Genomic DNA, 24,026 nt, shown 5'->3' on the forward strand with positions numbered 1-24,026 from the left:
CACTTCAACGGCCATGATTTCCCATCCGTTGTGCACGGAAAGGCCAAATCGGGCTCATGGACTGGGATCACCTGCGCATCTTCCTCGCCGTGGCGCGCGCCGGCCAGATGCTGGCGGCGGCGCGCCAGCTCGGGCTCGACCATGCCACGGTCGGGCGCCGGCTGGGCGCGCTCGAGGCCAGCCTCGGCGCCAAGCTGCTGGAGCGGCGCACCACCGGCAGCGAGCTCACCCCCGCCGGCGAGCGGCTGCTCGTTCATGCCGAGCGGGTGGAGACGCAGATGCTGCAGGCGCAGGCGGCGCTCGGCAATGTCGACCTCGCGCTTGCCGGCACGGTGCGGATCGGCGCGCCGGACGGGTTCGGCACCTATTTCCTCGCCTCCCGGCTCGGGCGCCTCGCCGAGGAGCATCCGGGGCTGACGATCCAGCTCGCGCCGCTGCCGCGTAGCTTCTCGCTGCCCAAGCGCGAAGTGGACATCGCGGTCACACTGCAGCGCCCGGCCGAGGGGCGGCTGGTGGCGCGCAAGCTCACCGACTACAGCCTCAGCGTCTACGCCTCGCGCGACTATCTCGCCCGCACCGGCGCGATCGACCGGCTGGCCGACCTCAACGGAAGGCTGCTGGTGACCTATGTCGCCGACCTCGTCTACAGCCCGGCGCTCGACTATTTCGAGGCGCTGCGCGAGATCGAGGCGCGGCGGCTGGAATGCGCCAGCGTGGTCGGGCAGATGGAGGCGGTGCGCGCGGGCGCCGGGGTCGGCATCCTGCACGACTATGCAGCGCGCGGTCACGAGGAGCTGGTGCCGCTGCTGCCGGAGCTGACTTTCCGGCGCGCCTACTGGCTGGTCACCCATGCCGACATCCACGAATTGCGACGCATCCGCGAGGTGGAGGGCTTCATCGTCGCGGCGGTGCGCGAGACGCGGCACCTGTTCGTGTCCGCGCCGGCGGCGTCAGCGCAGGCCGAAGCCGGATAGCAGGCTGCGCACCCGCGCCAGCTCGGCATTGAGGAAGATGCGGAAGGGCGGGCCGATCAGCACGTCGCTCGACCAGCTGTACTGGAACAGCGCGGCGCGCCAGGCGAGGCTCGCGAGCATGCGCCCGACCATCGCCTGCAGGCGGGCGGCGTCCGCCGCGTCGACGCCGGGCGGCGCGAACACGCCGCGCCAGTTGGAAATCTCGATGCCGGCGCCCTGCTCGAAGCAGGTGGGGATGGCGATGCCGGGCAGGCGCTGCGGCGAGGAGATGGCCAGCCCGCGCAGCCGGCCGATCGCGATGTCGTCCTGCAGCGCGCTGAGGCTGTCCACCACGCAGTCGGCCCCGCCGGACGTCACATAGTCGACCGCGCCCATGCCGCCGACGAAGGCGCGGTAGGGGATGGCGCTCGCGCGGACGCCGGCCGCGCGCCCGATCAGGCCGACGAACAGATGGTCGACATTGCCGCGATTGCCGCCGGCGAAGCTGACCGAGCCGGGATGGTGGGCCAGCTCGGCGAGGATATCGCGCAGGGAATCGGTCTCCGAGTCATGCGCGACCGCAAGCACCATGTACTCGTTGGTCAGCCGGGCGATCGGCGTGAGGCGGGAGAGATCGGCCGGGACGCGGCCGAGCAGCACGGCGCCGATCATGCCGAGCCCGCCGACGAGCAGCGTGTCGGGCCGGCCGTGATAGCGGGTGAGGAAATCGGCGATGCCGGCGGCGGCGCCGGCGGTTTCGTAGAGCAGCCCGACATCGGCGACGGCGCCGCTCTCGATCAGGCTTTCCTGCATCGCCCTCGCGGTGCGGTCCCATCCGCCGCCCCGGGTCGAGGGCACGAACAGCGTCAGCGGGTCGAGCGCCGGGGGCCCGGGCTGGCCCCGGGCCGCTTGCGTCCCCGCGAGCGTCGCGGCCGCTCCGGCAATGAACAGGCGACGGTCCATAAGTTCTTGCGTATTCAAAGCCTGCGCCACTGCCGCGGAAAGGTCGACCCCGGCCGGCATAACCTTTCGTAAGGGCAGGCGCCAAGGGTTCACGCGTGGTACCGGTGCTTCGGCGCCCGGGTGTCACATGAACAACACGAAATTCGTGTGAAACTATACTATAGTACTACAGCCTCACCTGTCCACGCGCGGGGTGCGCGCGGAGCAGCCTCGCCGCGACCTGCGGCGAGCTTAAGACACGATTGCGGGAGGAGCGGGCGGGCGGTTTCAGGCGCTCGCGCGCGAAGCCGTCCCGTCGCGCTCGGCGCGGCTGCGGATCAGGAAATCCACCAGCGAGCGGCCGGCGCCGCGTATGTGCTCGCCGGTCAGCTCGGCCGCGCGGGTGGCATCGCGCGCCTCGCAGGCGGCGAGGATCGCCTCGTGCTCGCGCCGCGCCCGCTCCATGCCGTCGGTCATGACGAGCTGGATCCGCGAGTAGCGGTCGACCCGGTCCAGCGCCGCGTTGATGGCCTGCAGGAAATAGGGGCGGTTGGCGGCCTCATAGAGCGCGTAGTGGAAGTCGCGGTTGAGTTCGCCCCAGTGCACGCTGTCGGGCTCGCTCGCGAAGGCGGCCGCGATCTGCCGCGCCCGGCGCAGCGCCTCGTCCGTCATGCGCGGCACCGAGGCCTTCAGCATCTCCGGCTCCAGCAGCGCGCGGTACTCGAAGATCTCGCTCACCTCCTCGGTCGAGAGGGTGGTGACGACGGCGCCGCGATAGCGCTGGGTCGAGACGAGGCCCTGTTCCTCGAGCCGCGTCAGCGCCTCGCGCACGGGGATGCGGCTGACGTTGAACATGCGCGCGATGCGGTCCTGGCGCAGCGCCTCGCCCTCCGTCAGGTCGCCCTTGACGATGGCTTCGCGCAGCGCCTCGAAGATCACCTCCGAGGCGGACGCCATCTGGCCGATGTCGACGGACCGGACCTTCATCGCCTCATCCTCTCCCAAACTCAAAAAAGGATATTGCAAATTGGATCCAAAAAACAGATGCTCACGCCGAAATCCCCATCACCGCAGGAGCTGACCCATGTGGGCAGGTGTGCTTCCGGCCGTTACCGCCAAGTTCACCGAGGCTGGCGCCCTCGATCACAAGGAGATGGAGCGCTGCTTCGCGCGCCAGATCGCGGCGGGCGTCGACGGGCTGATCGTCAACGGCTCGCTCGGCGAGGGGCCGATGCTCTCCCATGACGAGCGGCTCGAGGTGCTGGCGCTCGCCCAGTCGGTCGCCGGCGCCCGCCCCGTGCTGATGACCATTGCGGACGCGGCGACGCGCGACTGCGCCACGCTCGCCTCCCGCGCCGCCAAGGCCGGCGCCTCGGGCCTCATGGTGGTGCCGAGCCTCGTCTACCACACCAACCCGAAGGAAACGGTCGCCACGCTGAAGGCGGTGGCCGAGGCGGGCGACCTGCCGGTGATGATCTATTCCAACCGCATCGCCTACCGGGTCGACGTGACGGTCGAGATCCTGGAGGAGCTGGCGAAGGATTCCCGCTTCGTCGCGATCAAGGAATCCTCCGACGACATCCGCCGCACCACCGATATCATCAACGCGCTGGGCGAGCGCTACGACGTGTTCACCGGCGTCGACAACCTCGCTTTCGAGGCGCTGACGGTGGGCGCGGTGGGCTGGGTCGCCGGCCTCGTCATCGCCTTCCCGGAGGAGACGGTCGCGATCTACCGGCTGATGAAGGCCGGGCGCTACGCCGAGGCGCTGGCGATCTACCGCTGGTTCCGCCCGCTGCTCGACCTCGACGTGTCGAGCTACCTGGTGCAGAACCTGAAGCTGGTCGAGGCGCTGGTGACCGGCACCACCGAGCATGTGCGCGCCCCGCGCCTGCCGCTGGAAGGTGAGCAGCGCGCCAAGGTCGAGAAGATCGTCGCCGAGGCGCTGGCCACCCGGCCGCTGCTCGCCAAGGCGGCGTGACGGCCTTCCGGGCCGGCGGCGCCCGCGCGCCCCGGCCTTCAGGGACGGCGCCGGTGCCTCCTGCCTGAACGAGCGCTCCATGTCCGTCTCGGACGACATCATCGTCATCGGTGCCGGCATCGTCGGCCTCGCCTCGGCCTTCCACCTGCAGGGCGAGGGCCTGAAGGTGCGGCTGGTCGAGCGCGGCGGCGTCGCCGAGGGCGCGAGCATGGGCAATGCCGGCGCCCTCGCCTTCACCGACATCCTGCCGCTGGCCTCGCCCGGCATCCTGCGCAAGGCGCCGCGCTGGCTGCTCGACCCGCTCGGCCCGCTATCGATCCCGCCCTGCTACCTGCCGCGCCTCGCGCCGTGGCTGCTGCGCTTCTGGCGCGCCAGCCTGCCGGACCGGCAGGCGCGCTCGATCGCCGCCCAGAGCGCGCTGATGCGGGTCGCCGCCGGGGCGATGGAGGCGATGGTGCGCGAGGCGGGGCTTTCCGGCCGGCTGCGCGGCGACGGCAATCTCCAGCTCTATGAGAGCGAGGCCGAGTTTGCCGCCGCGCTGCCGGGCTGGACCGCGCGCGCGGCCGAGGGCATCGCCTTCGAGCATGTGCGCGGAGCCCGGCTCGCCGAGCTGCAGCCCGGCCTGTCGCCGCGCTTCACCGCCGGCACCTTCACGCCGCACTGGAAGACGGTCGACGATCCCTATCATTTCACGCTGGCGCTGTTCGATGCGGTGATGGCGCGCGGCGCGGCGATCTCGCATGGCGAGGTGAGCGCGCTCGAGCCGCAGGGCGAGCGGGTGCGCGTGCGGCTGGCCGATGGCGGCGCGCTGGAGGCGGGCCATGTGGTGCTCGCCGCCGGCGCCTGGTCGCGCCCGCTGGCGAAGACGCTGGGCGACCGCGTGCCGCTGGAAACCGAGCGCGGCTACAACACCACCCTGCCCGCCGGCGCCTTCGATTTGAGGCGCCAGCTCACCTTCGGCGGCCACGGCTTCGTGGTCACGCCGCTGGCGACCGGCATCCGGGTCGGCGGCGCGGTCGAGCTCGGCGGGCTTCGCGCGCCGCCCAATTTCGCCCGCTCCGAGGCGATGCTGAAGAAGGCCGCCGCTTTCCTTTCGGGGCTGAGGACGACGGGCGGGCGGCAATGGATGGGCTTTCGCCCCTCGCTGCCCGACAGCCTGCCGGTCATCGGCCGCTCGGCCGCTTCGCCCCGGGTGGTCTATGCTTTCGGCCACGGCCATCTCGGCCTCACCCAGAGCGCGGGTACCGGCCGGCTGGTGGCCGACCTGGTGACCGGCCGCAGCCCGGCCATCGCGCTTGACCCGTTCCGTCCCGACCGCTTCTGACCCCGACCGCTTCTGATATCGAGCTCACCCCATGGCGCGACACAGCTTCTTCTGCATAGACGGCCACACCTGCGGCAATCCGGTCCGGCTCGTCGCCGGCGGCGGGCCGGCGCTCGAGGGCGCCACCATGCTGGAGAAGCGGGCGCATTTCCTTCGCGATTACGACTGGATCCGCACCGGGCTGATGTTCGAGCCGCGCGGCCACGACATGATGTCGGGCTCGATCCTCTACCCGCCGACGCGGCCGGACTGCGACGTCGCGATCCTGTTCATCGAGACCTCGGGCTGCCTGCCCATGTGCGGGCACGGCACCATCGGCACCGTCACCATGGCGATCGAGCACGGGCTGGTCACGCCGCGCGTGCCGGGCGTGCTGATGCTCGACACGCCGGCCGGGGTGGTGAAGGCCGAATACCGGCAGGAAGGCCAGTATGTGGAGGAGGTGCGCATCACCAACGTGCCCGCCTTCCTCTATGCGCAGGGCCTGAGCGCCGACTGCCCGGGCCTCGGCGAGATCAGCGTCGACGTCGCCTATGGCGGGAACTTCTACGCCATCGTCGAGCCGCAGGCCGGCTATCGCGACATGTCCGACTTCACCGCCGGCGAGCTGATCGGCATGAGCGGGGCACTGCGCCGCGCGCTCAACGCGAAATATGAATTCGTGCATCCGACGATGCCGGATATTCGCGGCCTGTCGCACATATTGTGGACCGGGCTGCCGCGCCACAACGAGGCCCATGCGCGCAATGCGGTGTTCTACGGCGACAAGGCGATCGACCGCTCGCCCTGCGGCACCGGCACCTCCTCGCGCATGGCCCAGCTCGCCGCGCTCGGCCGGCTGAAGGTCGGCGACGAGTTCGTGCATGAGAGCATCATCGGCTCGCTGTTCCGCGGGCGGGTCGAGGCGGCGGCGAAGGTGGGGGACCGCGAGGCGATCATCCCCTCCATCGGCGGCTGGGCGCGGATGACCGGCTTCAACACCCTCTTCATCGACGAGCGCGACCCGTTCGCGCACGGTTTCGTCGTGGTCTGAGGGATCGTCATGCGCTCGTCGAGGCTCATCCACATCGTCGGCTGCCATGCGGAGGGCGAGGTCGGGGACGTCATCGTCGGCGGCGTCGCCCCGCCGCCGGGCGAGACGCTGTGGGCGCAGTCGCGCTTCATCGCCAGCGACAAGGGCCTGCGCAATTTCGTGCTGCAGGAGCCGCGCGGCGGGGTGTTCCGGCACGTGAACCTGCTGGTGCCGCCCAGGGACCCCCGCGCGCGGATGGGCTTCATCATCATGGAGCCCGAGGACACGCCGCCCATGTCGGGCTCGAACGCCATCTGCGTGGCGACGGTGCTGCTCGACACCGGCATCGTGCCGATGGAGGAGCCGCAGACGCGCATGGTGCTGGAGGCGCCGGGCGGGCTGATCGAGGTGACGGCCGACTGCGCGGGCGGCAAGGCGCGGCGCATCACCGTCCTCAACCACCCCTCCTTCGCCGACCGGCTCGACGCCCGGCTGGAGGTGGAGGGGCTCGGCACGCTCACCGTCGACACCGCCTACGGCGGCGACAGCTTCGTCATCGTCGACGCAAAGGCGCTGGGCTTTTCCATCCGCCCGGACGAGGCCAAGGACCTCGCCGAGACCGGAATGCGGATCGTGAAGGCGGCCAATGCCCAGCTCGGCTTCCGCCACCCGGAGAACGCGGAATGGGACCACATCTCGTTCTGCCAGTTCGCCGCACCGCTCACCGATGAGGACGGCGTCGCCAGCGGGGCCAACGCGGTGGCGATCCGACCCGGCAAGATCGACCGCTCGCCGACCGGCACCGGCTGCTCGGCGCGGATGGCGGTGCTGCACGCCAAGGGGGTGCTGAAGCTGGGCGACGGCTTCATCGGCCGCTCGATCATCGATTCGCGCTTCGACTGCCGGATCGAGCGCGAGACCACCATCGGCGGGCGGCCGGCCATCGTGCCGGCGATCAGCGGCCGGGCTTTCCTCACCCACACCGCCCAGCTCATGGTCGACCCCGACGACCCGTGGCCCTCGGGCTACCGGCTCTCCGACACCTGGCCGGTCTGGGAGCCCTGAGCGATCTCAGCCGCCGACGCCGGCCGGCGCGGTCGCGCCGTGGTGATGGTGCCGGCATTCATTGTGGTCGGCGAGGATCTCGATCACCCGGCACTCGCCCACATGGCCGTGCGAGCAGTCTTCCACCATGCGCGCCAGCTCCGCCTTCAGCGCGGTGAGGCTGGCGATGCGGCGCTCCACCTCGGCGAGGTGGTCGCGGGCAATGGCGTCGGCGACGGCGCAGGACTGCTCCGGCCGGTCCTGGAGCTGGAGCAGGGTGCGGATCGCCTCGATCTCGAAGCCGAGCTCGCGGGCGTGGCGGATGAAGGCCAGCCTGTGCCGGTCGGATTCGCCGTAGGCGCGGCGCCCGCCCTCGGTGCGCGGCGGCGCCGGCAGCAGGCCGATCTCCTCGTAATAGCGGATGGTCGGCACCTTCACGCCGCTCGCGCGCGCGACCTCGCCGATGCTGAAGCGGCCTTCGTTCTCGCCCGTCATTCGCGCTTGCTCCTCTAGTCGCTAGAGGAATTAGGCTCGCGCCGACACTGAGACAAGAGGTGGATCATGTCGGCGCTGAAGACCCGCTACCGTATCGATGGCATGGACTGCGCGTCCTGCGCGTCCAAGATCGACACCGCAGTGCGCCGGGTGAAGGGCGTGGAGGAGGTGTCGGTCTCGGTCACGGCCGGCACCATGACGGTCGAGCACAAGGGTGCGGACCTCGCCGTGCTGGAGCGGCGGGTCTCGGGCCTTGGCTACACCATCATGCCACTGACGGCCGGGAACGATCCCGGCCCCGCCGCGAAGGGCCACGGGCACGGCCCGTGCGACGGGCACGACCACGATCACCACGATCATGACCATCACGCCCACGATCACGGGCATGCGCACGACCACGACCACGGGCACGACCATTCCCATGGCGCCGAGGCGCGCGCGCCGGCCGGCCATGCGCACAGCCACCTGCCGAGCGACGTGCCGTGGTGGCAGACCGGCAAGGCGCGCCTGACGCTGGTCTGCGGCGCCGCGCTGGCGGCGGCCTATGTCGCCGGCCATTTCGTGCCCGTGCTCGATCCCTGGATCTTCATCGCCGCGCTGCTGGTCGGGCTGGTGCCGATCGCCCGCCGCGCGGTGATGGCCGCGCTCGCCGGCACGCCGTTCTCGATCGAGATGCTGATGACCATCGCCGCCGTCGGCGCGGTGATCATCGGCGCCGGCGAGGAGGCGGCCGCGGTGGTGTTCCTGTTCCTGGTCGGCGAGCTGCTTGAGGGCGTCGCCGCCGGGCGGGCGCGCGAGAGCATCCGCTCGCTCACCGCCCTGGTGCCGAAGACCGCGCGCCTCGTCGAGAACGGGGCGACCCGCGAGGTGCCGGCCGAGAGCCTCACCGTCGGCGCGACCATTCTGGTGCGCCCGGGCGAGCGCATTCCCGCCGACGGCGAGGTGATCGAGGGCGCGAGCTCGGTCAACGAGGCGCCGGTGACGGGCGAGAGCGTGCCGGTGGCCAAGGCCGCGGGCGACCCGGTGTTCGCCGGCACGGTGAACGGCGAGGCCGCGCTCACCGTGCGCGCCACCACCGAGCCTTCCGACAACACCATCGCCCGCGTCGTGCGCCTCGTCGAGGAGGCGCAGGAGAGCAAGGCTCCGACCGAGCGCTTCATCGACCGTTTCTCGCGCTGGTACACGCCGTTCGTGGTGGTGCTGGCGGCGCTGATCGCCGTCGTGCCGCCGCTCCTCGCCGGCGCCGCCTGGGACGAATGGATCTACAAGGGGCTCGCCATATTGCTGATCGGCTGCCCCTGCGCACTGGTCATCTCGACCCCGGCCGCCATTGCCGCGGGTCTCGCCGCCGGCGCGCGGCGCGGCCTGCTGATCAAGGGCGGGGCGGTGCTGGAGACGCTGCGCCTCGTCGGGCTGGTGGCGCTCGACAAGACCGGCACGCTGACCGAGGGCAAGCCCAAGGTGACGGACCTCGTCGCCTTCGACGGTGAGGAGGCGGCGCTGCTCGGCCGCGCCGCCGCGCTGGAGGCGGGCTCGACCCATCCGCTGGCGAGCGCGATCCTCGCCGAGGCGCAGGCGCGCGGCATAGGGCCGGCGCCGGTGCGTGACGCCGGGGCGGCGAGCGGCGAGGGTGTGAGCGGCACGGTGAACGGGGCGGCGCTGTTCCTCGGCTCCCCGAAGGCCGCGATGGCCCGCGCCAGCCTGTCGGCGGAGCAGCAGGCGGCGATCGAGCGCCTCAACGACGACGGCAAGACGGTCGCGGTGCTGCTGGCCGACGGCGTCGCGCAGGGGCTGATCGCCATGCGCGACGAGCCGCGGGCCGATGCCGCGGAGGGCCTCGCGAGCCTCGCCCAGGCGGGCATCCGCACGCTGATGCTGACCGGCGACAATGAGCGCACGGCGCGGGCGATCGGCCGCGATCTCGGCATCGAGGTGCGCGCCGGGCTGATGCCGGCCGACAAGCAGCGCATCGTCGGCGAGCAGAAGGCGAGCGGGCTCAAGGTTGCCAAGGTCGGCGACGGCATCAACGACGCGCCCGCGCTCGCCGCCGCCGATGTCGGCATCGCCATGGGCGGGGGCACCGACGTGGCGCTGGAGACGGCGGATGCGGCGGTTCTGCACGGGCGGGTCGGCGACGTGGCGGCGATGATCGCGCTGTCCAGGGCGACCATGCGCAACATCCACCAGAACATCGCCATCGCGCTGGGGCTGAAGGCGGTGTTCCTCGTCACCACCATCGCCGGCATCACCGGCCTGTGGCCGGCGATCCTGGCCGATACCGGGGCGACCGTGCTGGTGACGGCCAACGCGCTCCGGCTGCTGGGGCGGCGGGCGGACTGACGCCCGCCGGCCAGCGCCCTCTCTATTTGGCGAGCTGCTTCAGCCAGCGCTTGGCCTGGCTGCGCACGTTCTTCGGCGCGGTGCCGCCATAGGAGGTGCGGCTCGCCACCGACTTGACCACCGAGAGCACGCCGAACACCTCCTCGGTGATGCGCGGCTCGACCTCCTGCATCTCGCCCAGCGGCAGGCGGTGCAGCGCCACGCCCTTCGCCGCCGCCAGCGCGACGATGCGGCCGGTGACGTGATGGGCCTCGCGGAAGGGCAGGCCCAGCACGCGCACCAGCCAGTCGGCGAGATCGGTGGCGGTGGAATAGCCCTGGCCGGCGGCGGCCTTCAGGTTCGCCTCGTCCGGCACCATGTCGCGCACCATGCCCGCCGTGGCGGCGATCATCAGCGAGAGGGTGGAGAGGGCGTCGAAGGCGCCTTCCTTGTCCTCCTGCATGTCCTTGGCATAGGCGAGCGGCAGGCCCTTCATCACCATGAGCAGCCCGGAGAAGGCGCCGGCGATGCGCCCGATCTTGGCGCGCACCAGCTCGGCGGCGTCCGGGTTGCGCTTCTGCGGCATGATCGAGGAGCCGGTGGTGAAGCGGTCGGAGAGCTTGAGCAGGCCGGTCAGCGGCGAGGTCCAGATCACCACTTCCTCGGCAAAGCGGGTCATGTGCATGGCGCAGATCGAGGCCGCCGCCAGCGTCTCCAGCACGAAGTCGCGGTCGGACACCGAATCCAGCGAGTTCGCGGTCGGGCGGTCGAAGCCGAGCGCCTTGGCGGTGGCGGCGCGGTCGATCGGGAACGAGGTGCCGGCGAGCGCGGCCGCGCCGAGCGGGCATTCGTTGAGCCGTGCGCGGGCATCCGCCAGCCGGCCGCGGTCGCGCCCGAGCATCTCGACATAGGCGAGCAGGTGATGGCCGAAGGTCACGGGCTGCGCGGTCTGCAGATGGGTGAAGCCCGGCATCACGGTGCCGGAATGGATCAGCGCCTTTTCCGCCAGCGCCTGCTGAAGGTCGCGGATCTGGGCGCCGAGCGTGTCGATGGTGTCGCGCACATAGAGCCGGAAGTCGGTCGCCACCTGGTCGTTGCGCGAACGCGCCGTGTGCAGGCGCCCGGCCGGCGGGCCAATCAGCGCGGCGAGGCGCGATTCCACGTTCATGTGGATGTCCTCCAGCGCCCGCTGGAAGGTGAAGTCGCCCGATTCGATCTCTGACAGGATCGTGTCTAGACCTGCGAGGATCTTTTCGGCATCAGCTTTTTCGATGATGCCCTGGGCCGCCAACATCGAGGCATGTGCCTTCGAGCCGGCTATGTCCTGCGCGAACAGGCGCTGGTCGAAGCCGATGGAGGCGTTTATCTCCTCCATGATCGCGTCGGGGCCGGTCTCGAAACGGCCGCCCCACATCTTGTTGCTCATGTTGACTTTTTCTCCGCGAGGACGGTCATGACCGAACGACCTGAGAACACGCCGCCGGCCGCCGGCCCGGCCGACGGGACGGGGCCGGGCCGCCCGAAGGGGCGCGTTGCCCTGATCCTGGTGGCCGCCGTCGTTCTCGGCGCTGCCGCCGGGCTGGCAGGCGTATACGGGATTGAAGGTGGAGCGCGCAACGTCGTTGCGAGCGCGCCGGCCCCGGCCACCACCCCGGCCGCGGGGAGCGACGCCACGTGCGCGGCGGCGAGCGAGACCGGGCGGCGCATCGCCGACCTCGCCAAGGGCGAGCTTGCCGCCTTCGCCCCGACGCTCAGCCCGACCCGCATTCCCGACCTCGCCTTCCTCGACGCGCAGGGCAAGGCGACGCGGCTTTCGGCCGTGGGCGGGAACGGGTTGAAGCTGGTCAATGTCTGGGCCACCTGGTGTGTGCCGTGCCGCAAGGAGATGCCCGCGCTCGATGCGCTGCAGGGCGCGATGGGCGGCGACAAGACGGGCGGGACGGCGGGCGGCACCGACTTCGAGGTGGTGGCGATCAATATCGACACCCGCGACCCGGACAAGCCGAAGAGCTTCATGAAGGAGATCGGGGTGCAGAACCTCGCGCTCTATACCGACCCCAAGGCGCAGAGCTTCCAGGACCTCAGGGCCGTCGGGCGCGGCTTCGGCCTGCCCACCACCATGCTGGTGACCGCCGATGGCTGCGAGATCGGCCATATCGCCGGCCCGGCGGAATGGGCGAGCGAGGACGCGCAGGCGCTGATCCGCGCCGCGCTGTCCGATCCCGGGCCGAAATCCTAGGACTGATGTTCTGACGCCGGGAGAACCGGCGGGCGGTTTCGGGTCGCGCCGGGCGCGATAAGGCGCTATGGCGGCGCACCCGCGTCAGGAGCCCGCGCCCTTGTCCCTCTCCCGCGACCACGGACGCCCGCCCGCCGCCGGCCGCGACGCCATCGGCGAGGCGCCGCGCACGCCGGCACCCGCTGCCGGCACGGCCCCGCAGCCCATGTCCGCCGGAGACTGGGCGGTGCTCGCCCTGCTGGGGCTGATCTGGGGCGGCTCGTTCTTCTTCGGCAAGATCGCCATCGCCGAGATGCCGCCGCTCACCATGGTGCTCGGCCGGGTCGGCATCGGCGCGCTGGTGCTGCTGGCGGTGACGTTCGCGAGCGGGACCCGCTTCCGCCTTACCCTGGGGCTGGCGCTCGGCATTGCCGGGCTGGCGATGCTGAACAACGTCATCCCGTTCGGCCTGATCGCCTGGTCGCAGCAGCACCTGCCGAGCGGCCTGTCGGCGATCCTCAACGCGGCGACGCCGCTGTTCACCGTGCTGGTGGCGCAGACCTTCACGCGGGACGAGAAGCTCTCGGCCGGCAAGCTGGCCGGGGTCGGGCTCGGTTTTGCCGGGGTGGCGGTGATGATGGGGCCGGCGCTGCTGGGCGAGCTCGGCGGCCACCAGCTTCCCGCCCAGCTCGCGGCGATCGGCGCGACTGTCTCCTACGGCTTCGCCGCGGTCTACGCCCGGCGCTTCCGCGGGCTGCCCCCGCTCGCCATGGCGCTGCTCCAGCTCACGGCGGCGACCCTGATCCTGCTGCCGGTGGTGGCGCTGGTCGAGCGGCCCTGGAGCCTGCCCGTGCCGTCGGCCACAGCATTCGCCGCGCTGGCGGGGCTGGGCGTGCTCTCGACCGGGATCGCCTACGTCCTGTTCTTCCGCATCGTGGCGCGGAACGGGGCGACCAACATCTCGCTGGTGACGCTGCTGGTGCCGGTGAGCGCGATCCTGCTCGGCGCGCTGTTCCTTGGCGAGGCGCTGGAGCCGCGCGAGGTCGCCGGCTTCGGCCTGATCGCGCTCGGGCTGGCGGCGATCGACGGGCGGCCGGCGCGGTGGGTCGCGGGGCGGGCCCGCGCCGGGCGGTGAGACGCTTCTTGCAGACCGGAACGGCTGTTAGCGGGTCGGGACCGGCTTCTCGCCGCGATAGTCGTAGAAGCCGCGCTGGGTCTTGCGGCCGAGCCAGCCGGCCTCGACATATTTCACCAGCAGCGGGCAGGGGCGGTACTTGGAATCGGCCAGCCCCTCGTGCAGCACCTGCATGATCGACAGGCATGTATCGAGGCCGATGAAGTCGGCGAGCTGCAGCGGGCCCATCGGGTGGTTGGCGCCGAGCCGCATCGCGGTGTCGATGGCGTCGACCGAGCCGACCCCCTCGTACAGCGTGTAGATCGCCTCGTTGATCATCGGCAGCAGGATGCGGTTGACCATGAAGGCGGGGAAGTCCTCCGCCACCGCATAGGTCTTGCCGAGCCGGGTGACGAAGAGCTTGGCGAGCTCGAAGGTGTCGTCCTCGGTGGCGATGCCGCGCACCAGCTCGACGAGCTGCATCAGCGGCACCGGATTCATGAAGTGGATGCCGATGAAGCGCTCCGGCCGGTCGGTGGAGGCGGCGAGCCGGGTGATGGAGATCGACGAGGTGTTGGTGGCGAGGATCGTCTCCGGCTTCAGGAACGGGCAGACGGTGGCGAAGATCTTGCGCTTCACCTCCTCCTTCTCGACCGCGGCCTCGATCAGCAGGTCGACATCGGCGAGGTCCGTGGTCTGGTCGGTGCCGCGGATGCGCGTCAGCGCGGACTGCTTGTCGTCCTCGGAGTACAGGCCCTTGGCGACCTGCCGGACCATGTTGCCGTTGATGGTGGCGAGGCCCGACTTCACGCGGTCGATTTCGAGATCGTTCAGCACCACGTCGTAGCCGGCCAGCGCGCACACATGCGCGATGCCGTTGCCCATCTGGCCGGCGCCGATGATGCCGACGCTCTTGATCTCGAAAGCCATGGTTGACCTTGTCCCGCCTGGTCTGTCCGTCGCTGCTGTCCGCCGATGCCGCCCGCCGGCCCCGTTCATGCTGCTACCCCCGAGTATAGAGCGACGTCAGCCTTTTGCCTTAGCTATTTCGGCTGTGAGTTCCGGCACGATCTGGAACAGGTCGCCCACCATGCCGTAATCGGCTACCTGGAAGATAGGGGCTTCCTCGTCCTTGTTGATCGCCACGATCACCTTCGAGTCCTTCATCCCGGCGAGATGCTGGATGGCGCCGGAGATGCCGACCGCGACATAGAGGTCGGGCGCCACCACCTTGCCGGTCTGGCCGACCTGCCAGTCATTGGGCGCATAGCCGGCGTCGACCGCCGCGCGCGAGGCGCCGACCGCCGCGCCCAGCGTGTCCGCCAGCGGCTCGATCACCTTGGCGAAGTTCTCCGCCGAGCCCACGGCACGCCCGCCCGAGACGATCACGCGGGCGGCGGTCAGCTCCGGCCGCTCGCTGGCGGCGATCTCCTCGCCGACGAAGCGCGTGCCCGCAGGCGCGGCGACGGGCGTCGCGGCGCGCACCGGGGCCGAGCCCTCCTCGCCTGCCGCCGCGAAGGAGGCGGTGCGGATGGTCAGCACCTTCTTCGCCTCGCCCGAGCGCACGCGCTGGACGGCGTTGCCGGCATAGATCGGGCGGTCGAAGGTGTCGGGCGCCACCACGGCGATGACGTCGGAGACCTGCATCACGTCGAGCAGCGCGGCGATGCGCGGCATCACGCTCTTCCAGATCGCGGTGGAGGGGGCGACGAGCGCGCCGTAATCGGCCGCCAGCGCCACGCCGAGCGCGGCGAGCGGTTCGGCGAGCTGGTGGGCATAGGCGGCGTCCTCGCAGACCACGACCTCGTCGACACCGTTGAGCCGCGCGGCGGCCTCGGCGGCGGCGCGGCAGTCGGAGCCCGCCACCAGCATGTGGACCGGCGCGCCGAGCGCCTTCGCCGCCGTCAGCGCGCGGGCGGTGACGGGGTTGAGATGGGTGCCGTCATGTTCGGCGAAGAGCAGGGTGGGAAGCATGTCGGCCATGGTCAGAGCACTCCCGCCTGCTTGAGGTCGCCGACCAGCTCGGCGACCGAGGAGACCTTCTTGCCGGCGGTGCGGCCGGCCGGCTCGACGGTGGAGAGCACCTCGAGGCGCGGGGCGAGGTCGATGCCCCACTCGGCCGGCGCCTTCTCGGCGATCGGCTTCTTCTTCGCCTTCATGATGTTGGGCAGGCTGGCGTAGCGCGGCTCGTTGAGCCGCAGATCCGTGGTCAGCACGGCGGGCAGGTCGAGGCTGAGCGTCTGCAGGCCGCCGTCGATCTCTCGGGTGACGTCGAGCGAGCCCTCGCCGACCACAACCTTGGAGGCGAAGGTCGCCTGGGGCCAGCCGAGCAGTGCCGAGAGCATCTGGCCGGTCTGGTTGCAGTCGTCGTCGATGGCCTGCTTGCCGAGGATGACGAGGCCCGGCGCCTCCTCCTCGACCACCTTCTTCAGCAGCTTGGCGACGGTGAGCGGCTCGATGCCGGCGTCCTCGGTCTTCACCCAGACGCCGCGGTCGGCGCCCATGGCGAGGGCGGTGCGGATGGTCTCGTCGGTCTTGGCCGGGCCGATGGAGACGGCGATCACTTCGCTCGCCTTGCCGGCCTCCTTGAGGCGCAGCGCCTCCTCGACGGCGATCTCGTCGAAGGGGTTCATCGACATCTTGATGTTGGCCAGCTCCACGCCCGAGCCGTCCGGCTTCACGCGGATCTTCACGTTGTAGTCGACCACCCGCTTCACGGGCACCAGGATCTTCATCACCACATCTCCCGCCCCCGCGGACCTTCAGGGTTTCCGCGCCGGGCAGCCGCATTTCGAAGATGGCGATGCCGCCGCAAGGCAGGGTAGCGTTTCGGGGGCGGCATCGACCCGCGGAAAACGCCCGGAAACTATGGACCAGCCCGGGGCGTGTCAACGCATCGGAACCGTCAATATGTCGGCCCGGCGCCCCATCGGCGCCCCGTTGGCGACGGCCGGACCGGCGCTCAGACCGGCGGTGCCCCGTCCGGCGTGCCGTCGCGGGTGGTGACCCAGAGCGGCACCCCCTTGCGGCGCATGAACACGACCAGCACCGCGCCGGCGACGAGCCCGCCGATATGCGCCCACCAGGCGGTGTCCTGCTCGCCGGTGGTGGCGAGGTTCCAGAGCTGGAAGCCGATCCACGCCCCGAGCGGCCAGATGGCGGGCACGCGCAGGGGCACGCGCAGGAACATCAACACCCAGATGCGCACATTGGGATGCAGCATCAGATAGGCGCCGACCAGCCCCGATATGCCGGCCGAGGCGCCGACCAGGGGCGAAGCCGAATCGGGCATGGCGAGCGAATGGGCGAGGCCGCCGGCGACGCCGCACAGAAGGTAGAAGGCGAGGAAGCGGGCATGGCCGAGCGCGTCCTCGACATTGTCGCCGAACACCCAAAGGAACGCCATGTTGCCGATCAGGTGCAGCCAGCCGCCATGCAGGAACATGTAGCTGACGAGGGTCAGCTCGGGCGGCAGGCGCACATATTCGGATGGCAGCACGGCGGCGTGGTTCACCACCGCCGGGATGGCGCCGTAGCCGAAGGCCGAGGCGACGTCGATCTCGGGCCGGTAGCCGTGCTGGATCAGCACGAACACCGCCACGTTGACCGCGATCAGCCCCCAGGTCACGTAAGGGTAGGTGATGCCTTCCAGCGGGTTGTCGTCGTTGAAGGGCAGCAGCATGGCGCGCCTCAGTCGCCCCGGCCCGCGGCCGGCACCCAGAGCACGTCGCCGGCCGTCGCGCCGCCGGCGCGGGCGTTCGCCGCCCGGCTCATGACGAAGAGCAGGTCCGACAGGCGGTTGAGATATTTCACCGCTTCCGGCGAGACCTTCTCGCCCGGCGCCTGCGCCAACTCGACCACCATGCGCTCGGCGCGCCGGCACACGGTGCGCGCGACATGCAGGTGTGCCGCCGCCGCGGTGCCGGCCGGCAGCACGAAGGAGCGCAGGGGCTTGAGCGGCGCGTTCAGCGTGTCGATGTCGCGCTCCAGCCGGTCGACCTGCGCGGCGACGATGCGCAGCGGCTCGTAGCCGGGGTCCTCGCCGGTGTCGGGCGTGGCGAGGTCGGCGCCGAGGTCGAACAGGTCATTCTGGACCCGCGCCAGCATGGCGTCGATGTCGGCGTAGACGCCCTGCGCCAGCGTGGTCTCGATCGGGTTGGCGGCGAAGGCGGCCTTGGCGATCACGTCTTCTGTCGGGCCGGCATTGGAGCCGGTGTGGAGCCGCGCCATGCCGATCGCGGCGTTGGTCTCGTCCACCGTGCCGTAGGCGTCGACGCGCAGGTCGTATTTCGCCCGGCGTTCCCCGGTGCCCAGCGCGGTGGTGCCGTCGTCGCCGGTGCGGGTGTAGATGCGGTTGAGCACGACCATCGCCGTCGGGTGTCCCTGCGGCCTCAGCCGTGATTCATCAGGATGATGGTGGCGAGCACGAAGCACAGCGCCACCGCCTGCAGCAGCACGCGCCACTGCATGAGCTTCTGCGAGCGCATCGGCGACCCGCCGCGCGCCATGTTGACGAGGCCGAGCACCAGCACGACCGCAACCGCGCCGAGCGCGATCGGCAGCACGACGAATTTGGCGATGGTCACGAGATCCATCGAGCTCTCCCGCAGCTCGGCGAGGGATCGGCCCGGCACGGGACCGCCCACATCGGCACGCTTCATCTGGTAGGACGCCGGCTGGTCTAGCGTCAATTCATGGCGAGAATGGCAGCATTCAGCGCTGTCGCATAGGACACCCAGAGGAGATAGGGGACCATCAGCCAGCCGGCGGTGGAATCGATGCGCGCGCAGGCGAGAATGGTGGCGAGGATGGCGAGCCACAGCGCCCCGATCACCACCATCCCCCAGCCGATCGCCTCGAAGCCGAAGAAGACCGGCGTCCACAGCGCGTTGAGCGCGAGCTGGAGGAACCATAGCCCGACCGCGCGCCGCCGCTCCGGCGAGGGATTGTGGAGCTGCCACAGCCGCCACAGCGTCACCGCCATCAGCACGTAGAGCACGGTCCAGACCAGCGGGAACAGCGCGTCGGGCGGGGTCCAGGCCGGCTTGGCGAGCGCGGCATACCAGGTCGGGATCTGCGGCGTGGTGACGAGCGAGCCGACGGCGCCGACCGCGAGGCACAGGCCGACCGCCAGCACGAGGCGGAAGAAGGACAGGGTCTTCATCAGGCTTCTCCCGGCTGATTCGTCGGTTGCGTGCCTCTTATAGTCGTCATTCGGCGTTCCGGCCGAAGCCATACGGGCCCGGGGCGGGGTTGGATCATCCCGCCTGACCGCGCGCGCCGTACGGGCCCTCCGCCCCGCGCGGGCCGGCGGTGCGGGCGGCGAGGTCGCGGAAGGCGGAGGAGGCGCCGTCGAGCCGCGCGGTCCAGGCCGGATCGGGCGTCTGCCCGTCGATGGCGATGTCGTAGGCCTGCAGCAGCGAGGCGATGGAGAGCGGCTCGATCAGCGCCGCCTTAAGCGCCCAGGCGGCGATGAAAGCGAACACCACGCCGAAGCCGGAGAGCCCGCCCGGCAGCAGGATGGCGAGGCCGAGCGCCGGGCCGAGCAGGATCAGCAGGATCACCGCCGCCAGCGCGTATTCCATCAGCGCGATCCACACCGCGTTGCGGGCCATGGCGCCGGCGTTCTGGGCGTAGAGCACCAGCCCGTCGCGCGCCGCCTCGGCCGGCTCGGTGCCCTCGCGGCGGATGATGTAGGCGAGGATGATCTCGTCGACGAGGCCGAGCGCGATCTTCAGCACCGCGTCGACGAAGGCGTTGAGCGCGCGCATGCCGGGGATCCAGCCGGTAAGCAGGTTCAGCATGCCCACCAGCGCCCGCACCACGCCGCGGATCAGCAGGTCGATGCCGAACAGCACGTTGACCGCGAGGAAGCGTGCCTTAACCGCCGCGGTCGCGTAGGCGATCTGGTCGCTGCCGGTGGGAAGCTCCCTGCCGTGCAGCAGCGCGTCGAGCGCGGCGACGTGGCCGGCCTTGATCATGTAGACGAGGTACTGGCGCGCCCACCACAGGATGGCCCAGACGAGGCCGAAGCCGCCCAGCGCGCCGATCATCGCCCCGGTCGAGGGCCCGTCACCGGCGAACAGGTGGCCGACGCTCCAGCCGATGCCCGCTCCGAGCCCGACCGAGACCGCGAAGCCGGTGCAGATCGCGGCATAGACCACGAGCCGCAGCAGCACGAACGGCCAGGTGCGCAGCACCAGCCGGAACGAGGTTGCGAAGGAAAAGTCCCACATGCCGGCCCCCCGACCGCCCGAAAAACGAATCCCCGCCAGCCGGCCGGTGGGCAGACTGGCGGGGAAGCGTAGAACCGTTTGCGGCCGGTGGGAAATCGTCGCCGGCGGATCAGGCGGCGAGGTGCTTCTCGATCTCGTAGACCGGCAGCTTGACCATGTCGCGGTCGACCTCGGCGCCGATCGCCTCCTTCAGCGCCGGGCTGTAGAACGGGCGCAGCACGCCGAGCGCGCGCGGGGCGGCGACGATGACGAGCGACTTCACCTCGCCCTTCGCCACCGCGGCGTCGAGCTTGCCGGCGAGTTCGCGGAGGAAGTCGCGTTCGGCCTCGTCGTGCCAGTCGGTCGGCTCTACCGAGGAGCGCGCGGGGCTCGCGGACTGGTGCACGCGGCCGGGCGCGTCGGTGCCCTGCGCGCCGGTGGGCGGATTGTCCTGCTCGTGCACCTCGTGGGTGCGCAGGTTGGGAAAGGTGGCGTCTCCCTTGTTGCACAGGATCAGGGCCTTGCGCCCGTCGCACACGACGACCCACGCGCCGGCCTCGATCTTGATCTTGTCGTAGCTGGTGCTCATTCACGCCTCCTTGCACGCTTCTGCGAACGTCACGCGGCAATGGGCGCATGGCCCGTGGCGCCGCGCCTTGACCTTGGTCAAGCGGGGCGGGGCGGCGAAGTTCCACGAGGGCGGCAGAGAACCGGCGGGAGCAGACCGTCCGGCCGGGGCGACGGATCGCGCGCGTGGCCAGCCGTCAGAGCCGGCCTTCGCGGGCACGGCGGATGGCGGCGTTGAGCTCGCCGCCATACACGAAGATCGAGGCGGTGGTGTAGAGGAAGACGAGGGCGATCATCACCGAGGCGAGGCCGGCATAGGTGGTGACGTAGTTGCCCGCGAACTCGGCGAGGTAGCGCCCGAAGGCGGCGCCGGCGGCGAGCCACAGGCCGAGCGTGACGAGGATGCCCGGCGCCACCTCGGCGAGCGCGCGCCGCCCCGCCGGCAGCCACATATGGGCGACCACCAGCGCGACGATCAGGATCGCGGAGGTCGCGGCATAGCGCAGGAAGGTGACGACCCAGCCGAAGGGCTGCAGCGCCGGCACCCAGCGCACTGCCGCCAGCCACAGCACCGGGCCGAGCACGACGAGGAAGGACAGCGCCAGCAGCCCGGCGGCGCCGACCACCACATAGCCGATCGATTCCAGCCGCAGCCAGTACCAGGCGCGGCTCTCGCGCACGCCATAGGCGCGGTTGAGGCCGATGCGCAGGCTCTCGATGCCGTTGGAGGAGAAGTAGATCGCCAGGATGACGCCGAAGGTCAGCACGTCGGTGCGCACCTGCGTGAGCACGTTGCGGATCTCGCTGCCGATGGGCGCGGCGACCTGCGCCGGCCAGGCCTCCAGCATGAGCTGGACGGTCTCGTCGGCGAGGTTCTTGAAGTCGAAGAAGGCCGCCAGCGAGGTGACGAAGATCAGGAACGGGAACAGCGACATCAGCGCGGACAGCGCGATGTGGCTCGAAATGGCCCAGCCGTCGTCCTCGACGAAGCGCCAGAAGGCGTCCCAGGAGATGTCGAAGGCACGCATCAAGACAGCCGGTCTCCTCGAGCGAAGCAGGCAGGTGCTGCGTGACATCGGACGTCGCGGCGCAAATGGCAAGCCTGTCGGGCAGGAAACTGCCCCATGGAGAGCTCATGCGGCGGCGAGCGGGCCCCACCAGCGGGGCCGTCCGCACGCTGCCGGCCGGGCATCCCCGCGCAAGCGTCGGAGCGGCCCCGCAAATTCGCTTTGGCGCGAGCGGCGCGGGCTGTGGTAGATAGGGCGCCCGTTTCACGACCCTTCGATGAATTTCGACGAGAGACACACCGAGTAACTGCCATGTCCGCCGCCATCCCCTCCTCCCTGCGCGCCGTTTCCCCCGCCGAGACCCGTTCCGGCGAGCCGGCCTGCCCGCCGGAGGACGTGGCCGCGATCATGGCCGGGATCGGCTCCCGCGCCCGCGCGGCCGCGCGCATCCTCGCCAACACGCCGGCGGCGGCGAAGGAGGCCGGCCTGAAGGCGGCGGCCGGAGCGATCCGCGCCGAGGCAGGTGAGATCCTCGCCGCCAATGCGCAGGACGTCGCCGCGGCGCGTGCCTCCGGCATGGGCGCCTCCATGCTCGACCGGCTGACGCTGACGCCCGAGCGGCTGGAGGCGGCCGCGCGCGGGGTCGAGGAGATCGCCGAGCTGCCCGATCCGGTCGGCAAGGTGACCGAGCGCTGGGAGCGGCCGAACGGCCTGGTGCTGGAGCGCGTGCGCACGCCGCTCGGCGTCGTCGGCGTGATCTATGAGAGCCGGCCCAACGTCACGGCCGATGCCGGCGGCCTGTGCCTGAAGGCGGGCAATGCGGTGATCCTGCGCGGCGGGTCTGACAGCTTCCATTCCAGCCGGGCGATCCACGCGGCGATGGTGCGCGGGCTGACCGCGGCCGGCCTGCCGGCGGACGCGATCCAGCTCGTGCCGACCCGCGACCGCGCGGCGGTGGGCGAGATGCTGGCCGGGCTCGGCGGCAATGTCGACGTGATCGTGCCGCGCGGTGGCAAGAGCCTCGTCGCCCGGGTGCAGAGCGAGGCGCGGGTGCCGGTGTTCGCCCATCTCGAGGGGCTGGTGCATGTCTATGTCGACAAGGGCGCCGATCTCGACAAGGCGCTGACCATCGTGCGCAACGCCAAGCTGCGCCGCACCAGCATCTGCGGGGCGGCGGAGACGCTGCTGGTCGATCGTGCCGGAGCCGGAACGTTTCTGGCGCCGCTCGTCACCATGCTGCTCGACGCGGGCTGCGAGGTGCGCGGCGACGCGGACGTGCAGGCGGTCGACCCGCGCGTGCTGCCCGCCACCGAGGAGGACTGGCGCACCGAATATCTCGACGCAGTGATCGCGGCGAAGGTGGTGGACGGGCTCGCGGCGGCGATCGACCATATCGAGACCCACGGCTCGCACCACACCGACGCGATCATCACCGAGGACCAGGCCGCGGCCGACACCTTCCTCGCCGAGGTCGATTCGGCGATCGTGGTGCACAACGCCTCGACCCAGTTCGCCGATGGCGGCGAGTTCGGCTTCGGCGGCGAGATCGGCATCGCCACCGGCCGCATGCATGCGCGCGGCCCGGTCGGCGCCGAGCAGCTCACCTCGTTCAAATATCGGGTGCGCGGCACCGGCCAGATACGCCCGTGACTCCGCCGGCGCCTTCGCCGCAGACGCGCATTCCCCCGCTCGCGCCGGGGATGCGCATCGGCCTCTATGGCGGCAGCTTCAACCCGCCGCACGCCGCCCATCGCGCGGCGAGCCTGCTCGCGCTCAAGCGGCTGGGGCTCGACCAAGTGTGGTGGCTGGTGACGCCCGGCAACCCGCTGAAGGACAATGGCGCCCTGCCCTCGCTCGCCGCCCGGCTCGAAGCGGCGCGGGAGGTGGCGCATCACCCGCGGCTGGTGCCGACCGGGCTCGAGGCGGGACTCGGCACGCGCTACAGCTTCGACACGGTGGCGGCGCTGACGCGGCGCTTCCCCGGGGTGCGGTTCGTCTGGCTGATGGGGGCGGACAACCTCGCCACCTTCCACCGCTGGCAGCGCTGGCGCGATATCGCCGGGCTGGTCCCGATCGCGGTGATCGACCGGCCGGGCTGCACCTTCCCCTCCATGACCTCGCCGGCGGCGAGCGCGCTCGCGCGCTGGCGCCGGGCGGAGGAGGACGCGCCGTGCCTTGCGGGGGCCGCAGCGCCCGCCTGGGTGTTCCTGCACGGGCTGAAATCGCCGCTCTCTTCCACCCAGCTGCGCGCCGCCGCGGCACGCCCGGGGTGACGCCGGCGCGTGACGCTAAGTCAATGTGGCGAACCGGCGGTTGAAAGGGGGCCGGTTCGGTCTTATCTTAACCCCGCATCAACGGCGGATTCCGTCGTGATCGTTGCCGAAATGTCGAGAGGATCCGGACCCCTGTCCACCATGGCGCTCTCAGCAGCCGCCTCCACCCCGGCGACTGCACCCGTCTCCGAAGCGCGCTACGACGCCGAGGAGATTTTGGCCCTCGTTCTGGCCCGTCTGGAAGACGACAAGGCCGAGGACATCGTTTCCATCGAACTGCGCGGCAAGACGACCATCGCCGACTACATGGTGGTGGCCACGGGCCGTTCCCAGCGCCACGCGGGCGCCGTCGCCGAACACCTTGTCGAAGCGCTGAAGGCGCGCGGCGTCAAGGGCATTCGGGTCGAGGGCATGCCGGCGTGCGACTGGGTGCTGATCGATGCCAGCGACGTCATCGTCCACATCTTCCAGCCGGAAGTGCGCGGCTTCTACAACATCGAGAAGATGTGGTCGGGCGCGCTCGCGAGCGGCTCGTCACGCACGACGCGCGGCTGAGTCGCGC

At 70.8% G+C, this 24,026-nt stretch carries 25 protein-coding genes; 11 read left to right on the forward strand and 14 right to left on the reverse strand.

From position 1 onward, the window contains the following. Nucleotides 1–56: 56 nt before the first annotated feature. Nucleotides 57–974, forward strand: a complete 918-nt coding sequence (locus NVS83_RS09170; RefSeq protein ID WP_258739025.1) for a LysR family transcriptional regulator — start codon at nt 57–59, stop codon at nt 972–974. Here NVS83_RS09170 and NVS83_RS09175 read toward each other — a convergent pair. Together NVS83_RS09175 and NVS83_RS09180 are read right to left on the reverse strand one after the other, a co-directional pair. Next, entirely contained in the window at nt 951–1,916 is a 966-nt protein-coding gene (locus NVS83_RS09175; RefSeq protein WP_258739026.1) for a tripartite tricarboxylate transporter substrate binding protein, read from the reverse strand. The genes NVS83_RS09170 and NVS83_RS09175 overlap by 24 nt on opposite strands. Before the next feature lie 267 nt (nt 1,917–2,183). After that, nucleotides 2,184–2,882, reverse strand: a complete 699-nt coding sequence (locus NVS83_RS09180) for a GntR family transcriptional regulator (RefSeq protein WP_258739027.1) — start codon at nt 2,880–2,882, stop codon at nt 2,184–2,186. A 97-nt stretch (nt 2,883–2,979) separates the two neighbouring features. Between NVS83_RS09180 and NVS83_RS09185 the strand changes: the two genes are divergently transcribed. The 4 genes from NVS83_RS09185 to NVS83_RS09200 all read left to right on the forward strand — a co-directional run bounded on the left by NVS83_RS09185 (nt 2,980) and on the right by NVS83_RS09200 (nt 7,277). Continuing rightward, complete coding sequence (locus NVS83_RS09185) at nt 2,980–3,876, forward strand: dihydrodipicolinate synthase family protein (protein WP_258739028.1); 897 nt, start codon at nt 2,980–2,982, stop codon at nt 3,874–3,876. A gap of 79 nt (nt 3,877–3,955) precedes the next feature. Next, entirely contained in the window at nt 3,956–5,200 is a 1,245-nt protein-coding gene (locus NVS83_RS09190) for an NAD(P)/FAD-dependent oxidoreductase (protein ID WP_258739029.1), read from the forward strand. 31 nt (nt 5,201–5,231) lie between these two features. Further along, on the forward strand, nt 5,232–6,233 hold the full coding sequence (locus NVS83_RS09195; RefSeq protein ID WP_258739030.1) for a 4-hydroxyproline epimerase: 1,002 nt from the start codon (nt 5,232–5,234) through the stop codon (nt 6,231–6,233). A gap of 9 nt (nt 6,234–6,242) precedes the next feature. Continuing rightward, complete coding sequence (locus NVS83_RS09200; protein WP_258739031.1) at nt 6,243–7,277, forward strand: trans-3-hydroxy-L-proline dehydratase; 1,035 nt, start codon at nt 6,243–6,245, stop codon at nt 7,275–7,277. 6 nt (nt 7,278–7,283) lie between these two features. On the opposite strand, the gene NVS83_RS09205 is transcribed toward NVS83_RS09200, so the two are convergent. Then, complete coding sequence (locus NVS83_RS09205; protein ID WP_258739032.1) at nt 7,284–7,751, reverse strand: MerR family transcriptional regulator; 468 nt, start codon at nt 7,749–7,751, stop codon at nt 7,284–7,286. Between the two features lie 66 nt (nt 7,752–7,817). Here NVS83_RS09205 and NVS83_RS09210 point away from each other — a divergent pair, with 66 nt between their 5' ends. Further along, complete coding sequence (locus NVS83_RS09210; protein ID WP_258739033.1) at nt 7,818–10,091, forward strand: heavy metal translocating P-type ATPase; 2,274 nt, start codon at nt 7,818–7,820, stop codon at nt 10,089–10,091. A 22-nt stretch (nt 10,092–10,113) separates the two neighbouring features. Here the strand turns inward: NVS83_RS09210 and argH are convergent, their stop codons facing one another. Next, nucleotides 10,114–11,496, reverse strand: coding sequence for an argininosuccinate lyase (gene argH / locus NVS83_RS09215; protein WP_258739034.1), 1,383 nt, complete (start codon nt 11,494–11,496; stop codon nt 10,114–10,116). 27 nt (nt 11,497–11,523) lie between these two features. Here argH and tlpA point away from each other — a divergent pair, with 27 nt between their 5' ends. Together tlpA and NVS83_RS09225 are read left to right on the forward strand one after the other, a co-directional pair. After that, complete coding sequence (gene tlpA / locus NVS83_RS09220) at nt 11,524–12,309, forward strand: thiol:disulfide interchange protein TlpA (RefSeq protein WP_258739035.1); 786 nt, start codon at nt 11,524–11,526, stop codon at nt 12,307–12,309. A gap of 205 nt (nt 12,310–12,514) precedes the next feature. Continuing rightward, complete coding sequence (locus NVS83_RS09225; protein WP_258739132.1) at nt 12,515–13,423, forward strand: DMT family transporter; 909 nt, start codon at nt 12,515–12,517, stop codon at nt 13,421–13,423. A gap of 27 nt (nt 13,424–13,450) precedes the next feature. On the opposite strand, the gene NVS83_RS09230 is transcribed toward NVS83_RS09225, so the two are convergent. The 10 genes from NVS83_RS09230 to NVS83_RS09275 all read right to left on the reverse strand — a co-directional run bounded on the left by NVS83_RS09230 (nt 13,451) and on the right by NVS83_RS09275 (nt 21,215). After that, nucleotides 13,451–14,332 (reverse strand): 3-hydroxybutyryl-CoA dehydrogenase, encoded by an 882-nt coding sequence (locus tag NVS83_RS09230; RefSeq protein WP_258739036.1) that lies wholly within the window; start codon nt 14,330–14,332, stop codon nt 13,451–13,453. A 96-nt stretch (nt 14,333–14,428) separates the two neighbouring features. Next, entirely contained in the window at nt 14,429–15,385 is a 957-nt protein-coding gene (locus tag NVS83_RS09235) for an electron transfer flavoprotein subunit alpha/FixB family protein (RefSeq protein ID WP_258739037.1), read from the reverse strand. A 2-nt stretch (nt 15,386–15,387) separates the two neighbouring features. Continuing rightward, nucleotides 15,388–16,137: an electron transfer flavoprotein subunit beta/FixA family protein gene (locus tag NVS83_RS09240; protein WP_258739038.1), complete on the reverse strand. Its 750-nt coding sequence runs from the start codon at nt 16,135–16,137 to the stop codon at nt 15,388–15,390. A gap of 227 nt (nt 16,138–16,364) precedes the next feature. Next, the gene (locus NVS83_RS09245) at nt 16,365–17,084 is read right to left on the reverse strand and encodes a rhomboid family intramembrane serine protease (protein ID WP_258732238.1); all 720 of its coding nucleotides are present in this window, start codon (nt 17,082–17,084) and stop codon (nt 16,365–16,367) included. 8 nt (nt 17,085–17,092) lie between these two features. Beyond that, entirely contained in the window at nt 17,093–17,770 is a 678-nt protein-coding gene (locus tag NVS83_RS09250) for a cob(I)yrinic acid a,c-diamide adenosyltransferase (RefSeq protein WP_258739039.1), read from the reverse strand. Nucleotides 17,771–17,793: 23 nt separating this feature from the next. Next, on the reverse strand, nt 17,794–17,997 hold the full coding sequence (locus NVS83_RS09255; RefSeq protein ID WP_258732240.1) for a twin transmembrane helix small protein: 204 nt from the start codon (nt 17,995–17,997) through the stop codon (nt 17,794–17,796). A gap of 92 nt (nt 17,998–18,089) precedes the next feature. Beyond that, the gene (locus NVS83_RS09260; protein WP_258739040.1) at nt 18,090–18,566 is read right to left on the reverse strand and encodes a TspO/MBR family protein; all 477 of its coding nucleotides are present in this window, start codon (nt 18,564–18,566) and stop codon (nt 18,090–18,092) included. A 94-nt stretch (nt 18,567–18,660) separates the two neighbouring features. Next, on the reverse strand, nt 18,661–19,638 hold the full coding sequence (locus NVS83_RS09265) for a hypothetical protein (RefSeq protein WP_258739041.1): 978 nt from the start codon (nt 19,636–19,638) through the stop codon (nt 18,661–18,663). A 109-nt stretch (nt 19,639–19,747) separates the two neighbouring features. After that, nucleotides 19,748–20,206, reverse strand: a complete 459-nt coding sequence (locus tag NVS83_RS09270) for a baeRF12 domain-containing protein (RefSeq protein ID WP_258732243.1) — start codon at nt 20,204–20,206, stop codon at nt 19,748–19,750. A 175-nt stretch (nt 20,207–20,381) separates the two neighbouring features. Next, nucleotides 20,382–21,215, reverse strand: coding sequence for a YihY/virulence factor BrkB family protein (locus NVS83_RS09275; protein WP_258732244.1), 834 nt, complete (start codon nt 21,213–21,215; stop codon nt 20,382–20,384). Nucleotides 21,216–21,599: 384 nt separating this feature from the next. Between NVS83_RS09275 and NVS83_RS09280 the strand changes: the two genes are divergently transcribed. The 3 genes from NVS83_RS09280 (at nt 21,600) to rsfS (ending at nt 24,019) form a co-directional block, all read left to right on the forward strand. Further along, the gene (locus tag NVS83_RS09280) at nt 21,600–22,841 is read left to right on the forward strand and encodes a glutamate-5-semialdehyde dehydrogenase (protein WP_258739133.1); all 1,242 of its coding nucleotides are present in this window, start codon (nt 21,600–21,602) and stop codon (nt 22,839–22,841) included. A gap of 50 nt (nt 22,842–22,891) precedes the next feature. Beyond that, complete coding sequence (locus NVS83_RS09285) at nt 22,892–23,464, forward strand: nicotinate-nucleotide adenylyltransferase (protein WP_258739134.1); 573 nt, start codon at nt 22,892–22,894, stop codon at nt 23,462–23,464. A gap of 141 nt (nt 23,465–23,605) precedes the next feature. Then, nucleotides 23,606–24,019, forward strand: coding sequence for a ribosome silencing factor (rsfS, locus tag NVS83_RS09290; protein WP_258732385.1), 414 nt, complete (start codon nt 23,606–23,608; stop codon nt 24,017–24,019). The last annotated feature ends 7 nt before the right edge of the window (nt 24,020–24,026 follow it).

The organism is Ancylobacter mangrovi (assembly GCF_024752335.1).
GTDB classification, from domain to species: Bacteria; Pseudomonadota; Alphaproteobacteria; order Rhizobiales; family Xanthobacteraceae; genus Ancylobacter; species Ancylobacter mangrovi.

Bases quoted from the DNA above. Each gene is read 5' to 3' on its own strand.
- NVS83_RS09170 (WP_258739025.1), top strand. From the start codon at position 57: ATGGACTGGGATCACCTGCGCATCTTCCTCGCCGTGGCGCGCGCCGGC.
- NVS83_RS09175 (WP_258739026.1), bottom strand. From the start codon at position 1,916: ATGGACCGTCGCCTGTTCATTGCCGGAGCGGCCGCGACGCTCGCGGGG.
- NVS83_RS09180 (WP_258739027.1), bottom strand. From the start codon at position 2,882: ATGAAGGTCCGGTCCGTCGACATCGGCCAGATGGCGTCCGCCTCGGAG.
- NVS83_RS09185 (WP_258739028.1), top strand. From the start codon at position 2,980: ATGTGGGCAGGTGTGCTTCCGGCCGTTACCGCCAAGTTCACCGAGGCT.
- NVS83_RS09190 (WP_258739029.1), top strand. From the start codon at position 3,956: ATGTCCGTCTCGGACGACATCATCGTCATCGGTGCCGGCATCGTCGGC.
- NVS83_RS09195 (WP_258739030.1), top strand. From the start codon at position 5,232: ATGGCGCGACACAGCTTCTTCTGCATAGACGGCCACACCTGCGGCAAT.
- NVS83_RS09200 (WP_258739031.1), top strand. From the start codon at position 6,243: ATGCGCTCGTCGAGGCTCATCCACATCGTCGGCTGCCATGCGGAGGGC.
- NVS83_RS09205 (WP_258739032.1), bottom strand. From the start codon at position 7,751: ATGACGGGCGAGAACGAAGGCCGCTTCAGCATCGGCGAGGTCGCGCGC.
- NVS83_RS09210 (WP_258739033.1), top strand. From the start codon at position 7,818: ATGTCGGCGCTGAAGACCCGCTACCGTATCGATGGCATGGACTGCGCG.
- argH (WP_258739034.1), bottom strand. From the start codon at position 11,496: ATGAGCAACAAGATGTGGGGCGGCCGTTTCGAGACCGGCCCCGACGCG.
- tlpA (WP_258739035.1), top strand. From the start codon at position 11,524: ATGACCGAACGACCTGAGAACACGCCGCCGGCCGCCGGCCCGGCCGAC.
- NVS83_RS09225 (WP_258739132.1), top strand. From the start codon at position 12,515: ATGTCCGCCGGAGACTGGGCGGTGCTCGCCCTGCTGGGGCTGATCTGG.
- NVS83_RS09230 (WP_258739036.1), bottom strand. From the start codon at position 14,332: ATGGCTTTCGAGATCAAGAGCGTCGGCATCATCGGCGCCGGCCAGATG.
- NVS83_RS09235 (WP_258739037.1), bottom strand. From the start codon at position 15,385: ATGGCCGACATGCTTCCCACCCTGCTCTTCGCCGAACATGACGGCACC.
- NVS83_RS09240 (WP_258739038.1), bottom strand. From the start codon at position 16,137: ATGAAGATCCTGGTGCCCGTGAAGCGGGTGGTCGACTACAACGTGAAG.
- NVS83_RS09245 (WP_258732238.1), bottom strand. From the start codon at position 17,084: ATGCTGCTGCCCTTCAACGACGACAACCCGCTGGAAGGCATCACCTAC.
- NVS83_RS09250 (WP_258739039.1), bottom strand. From the start codon at position 17,770: ATGGTCGTGCTCAACCGCATCTACACCCGCACCGGCGACGACGGCACC.
- NVS83_RS09255 (WP_258732240.1), bottom strand. From the start codon at position 17,997: ATGGATCTCGTGACCATCGCCAAATTCGTCGTGCTGCCGATCGCGCTC.
- NVS83_RS09260 (WP_258739040.1), bottom strand. From the start codon at position 18,566: ATGAAGACCCTGTCCTTCTTCCGCCTCGTGCTGGCGGTCGGCCTGTGC.
- NVS83_RS09265 (WP_258739041.1), bottom strand. From the start codon at position 19,638: ATGTGGGACTTTTCCTTCGCAACCTCGTTCCGGCTGGTGCTGCGCACC.
- NVS83_RS09270 (WP_258732243.1), bottom strand. From the start codon at position 20,206: ATGAGCACCAGCTACGACAAGATCAAGATCGAGGCCGGCGCGTGGGTC.
- NVS83_RS09280 (WP_258739133.1), top strand. From the start codon at position 21,600: ATGGCCGGGATCGGCTCCCGCGCCCGCGCGGCCGCGCGCATCCTCGCC.
- NVS83_RS09285 (WP_258739134.1), top strand. From the start codon at position 22,892: ATGCGCATCGGCCTCTATGGCGGCAGCTTCAACCCGCCGCACGCCGCC.
- rsfS (WP_258732385.1), top strand. From the start codon at position 23,606: ATGGCGCTCTCAGCAGCCGCCTCCACCCCGGCGACTGCACCCGTCTCC.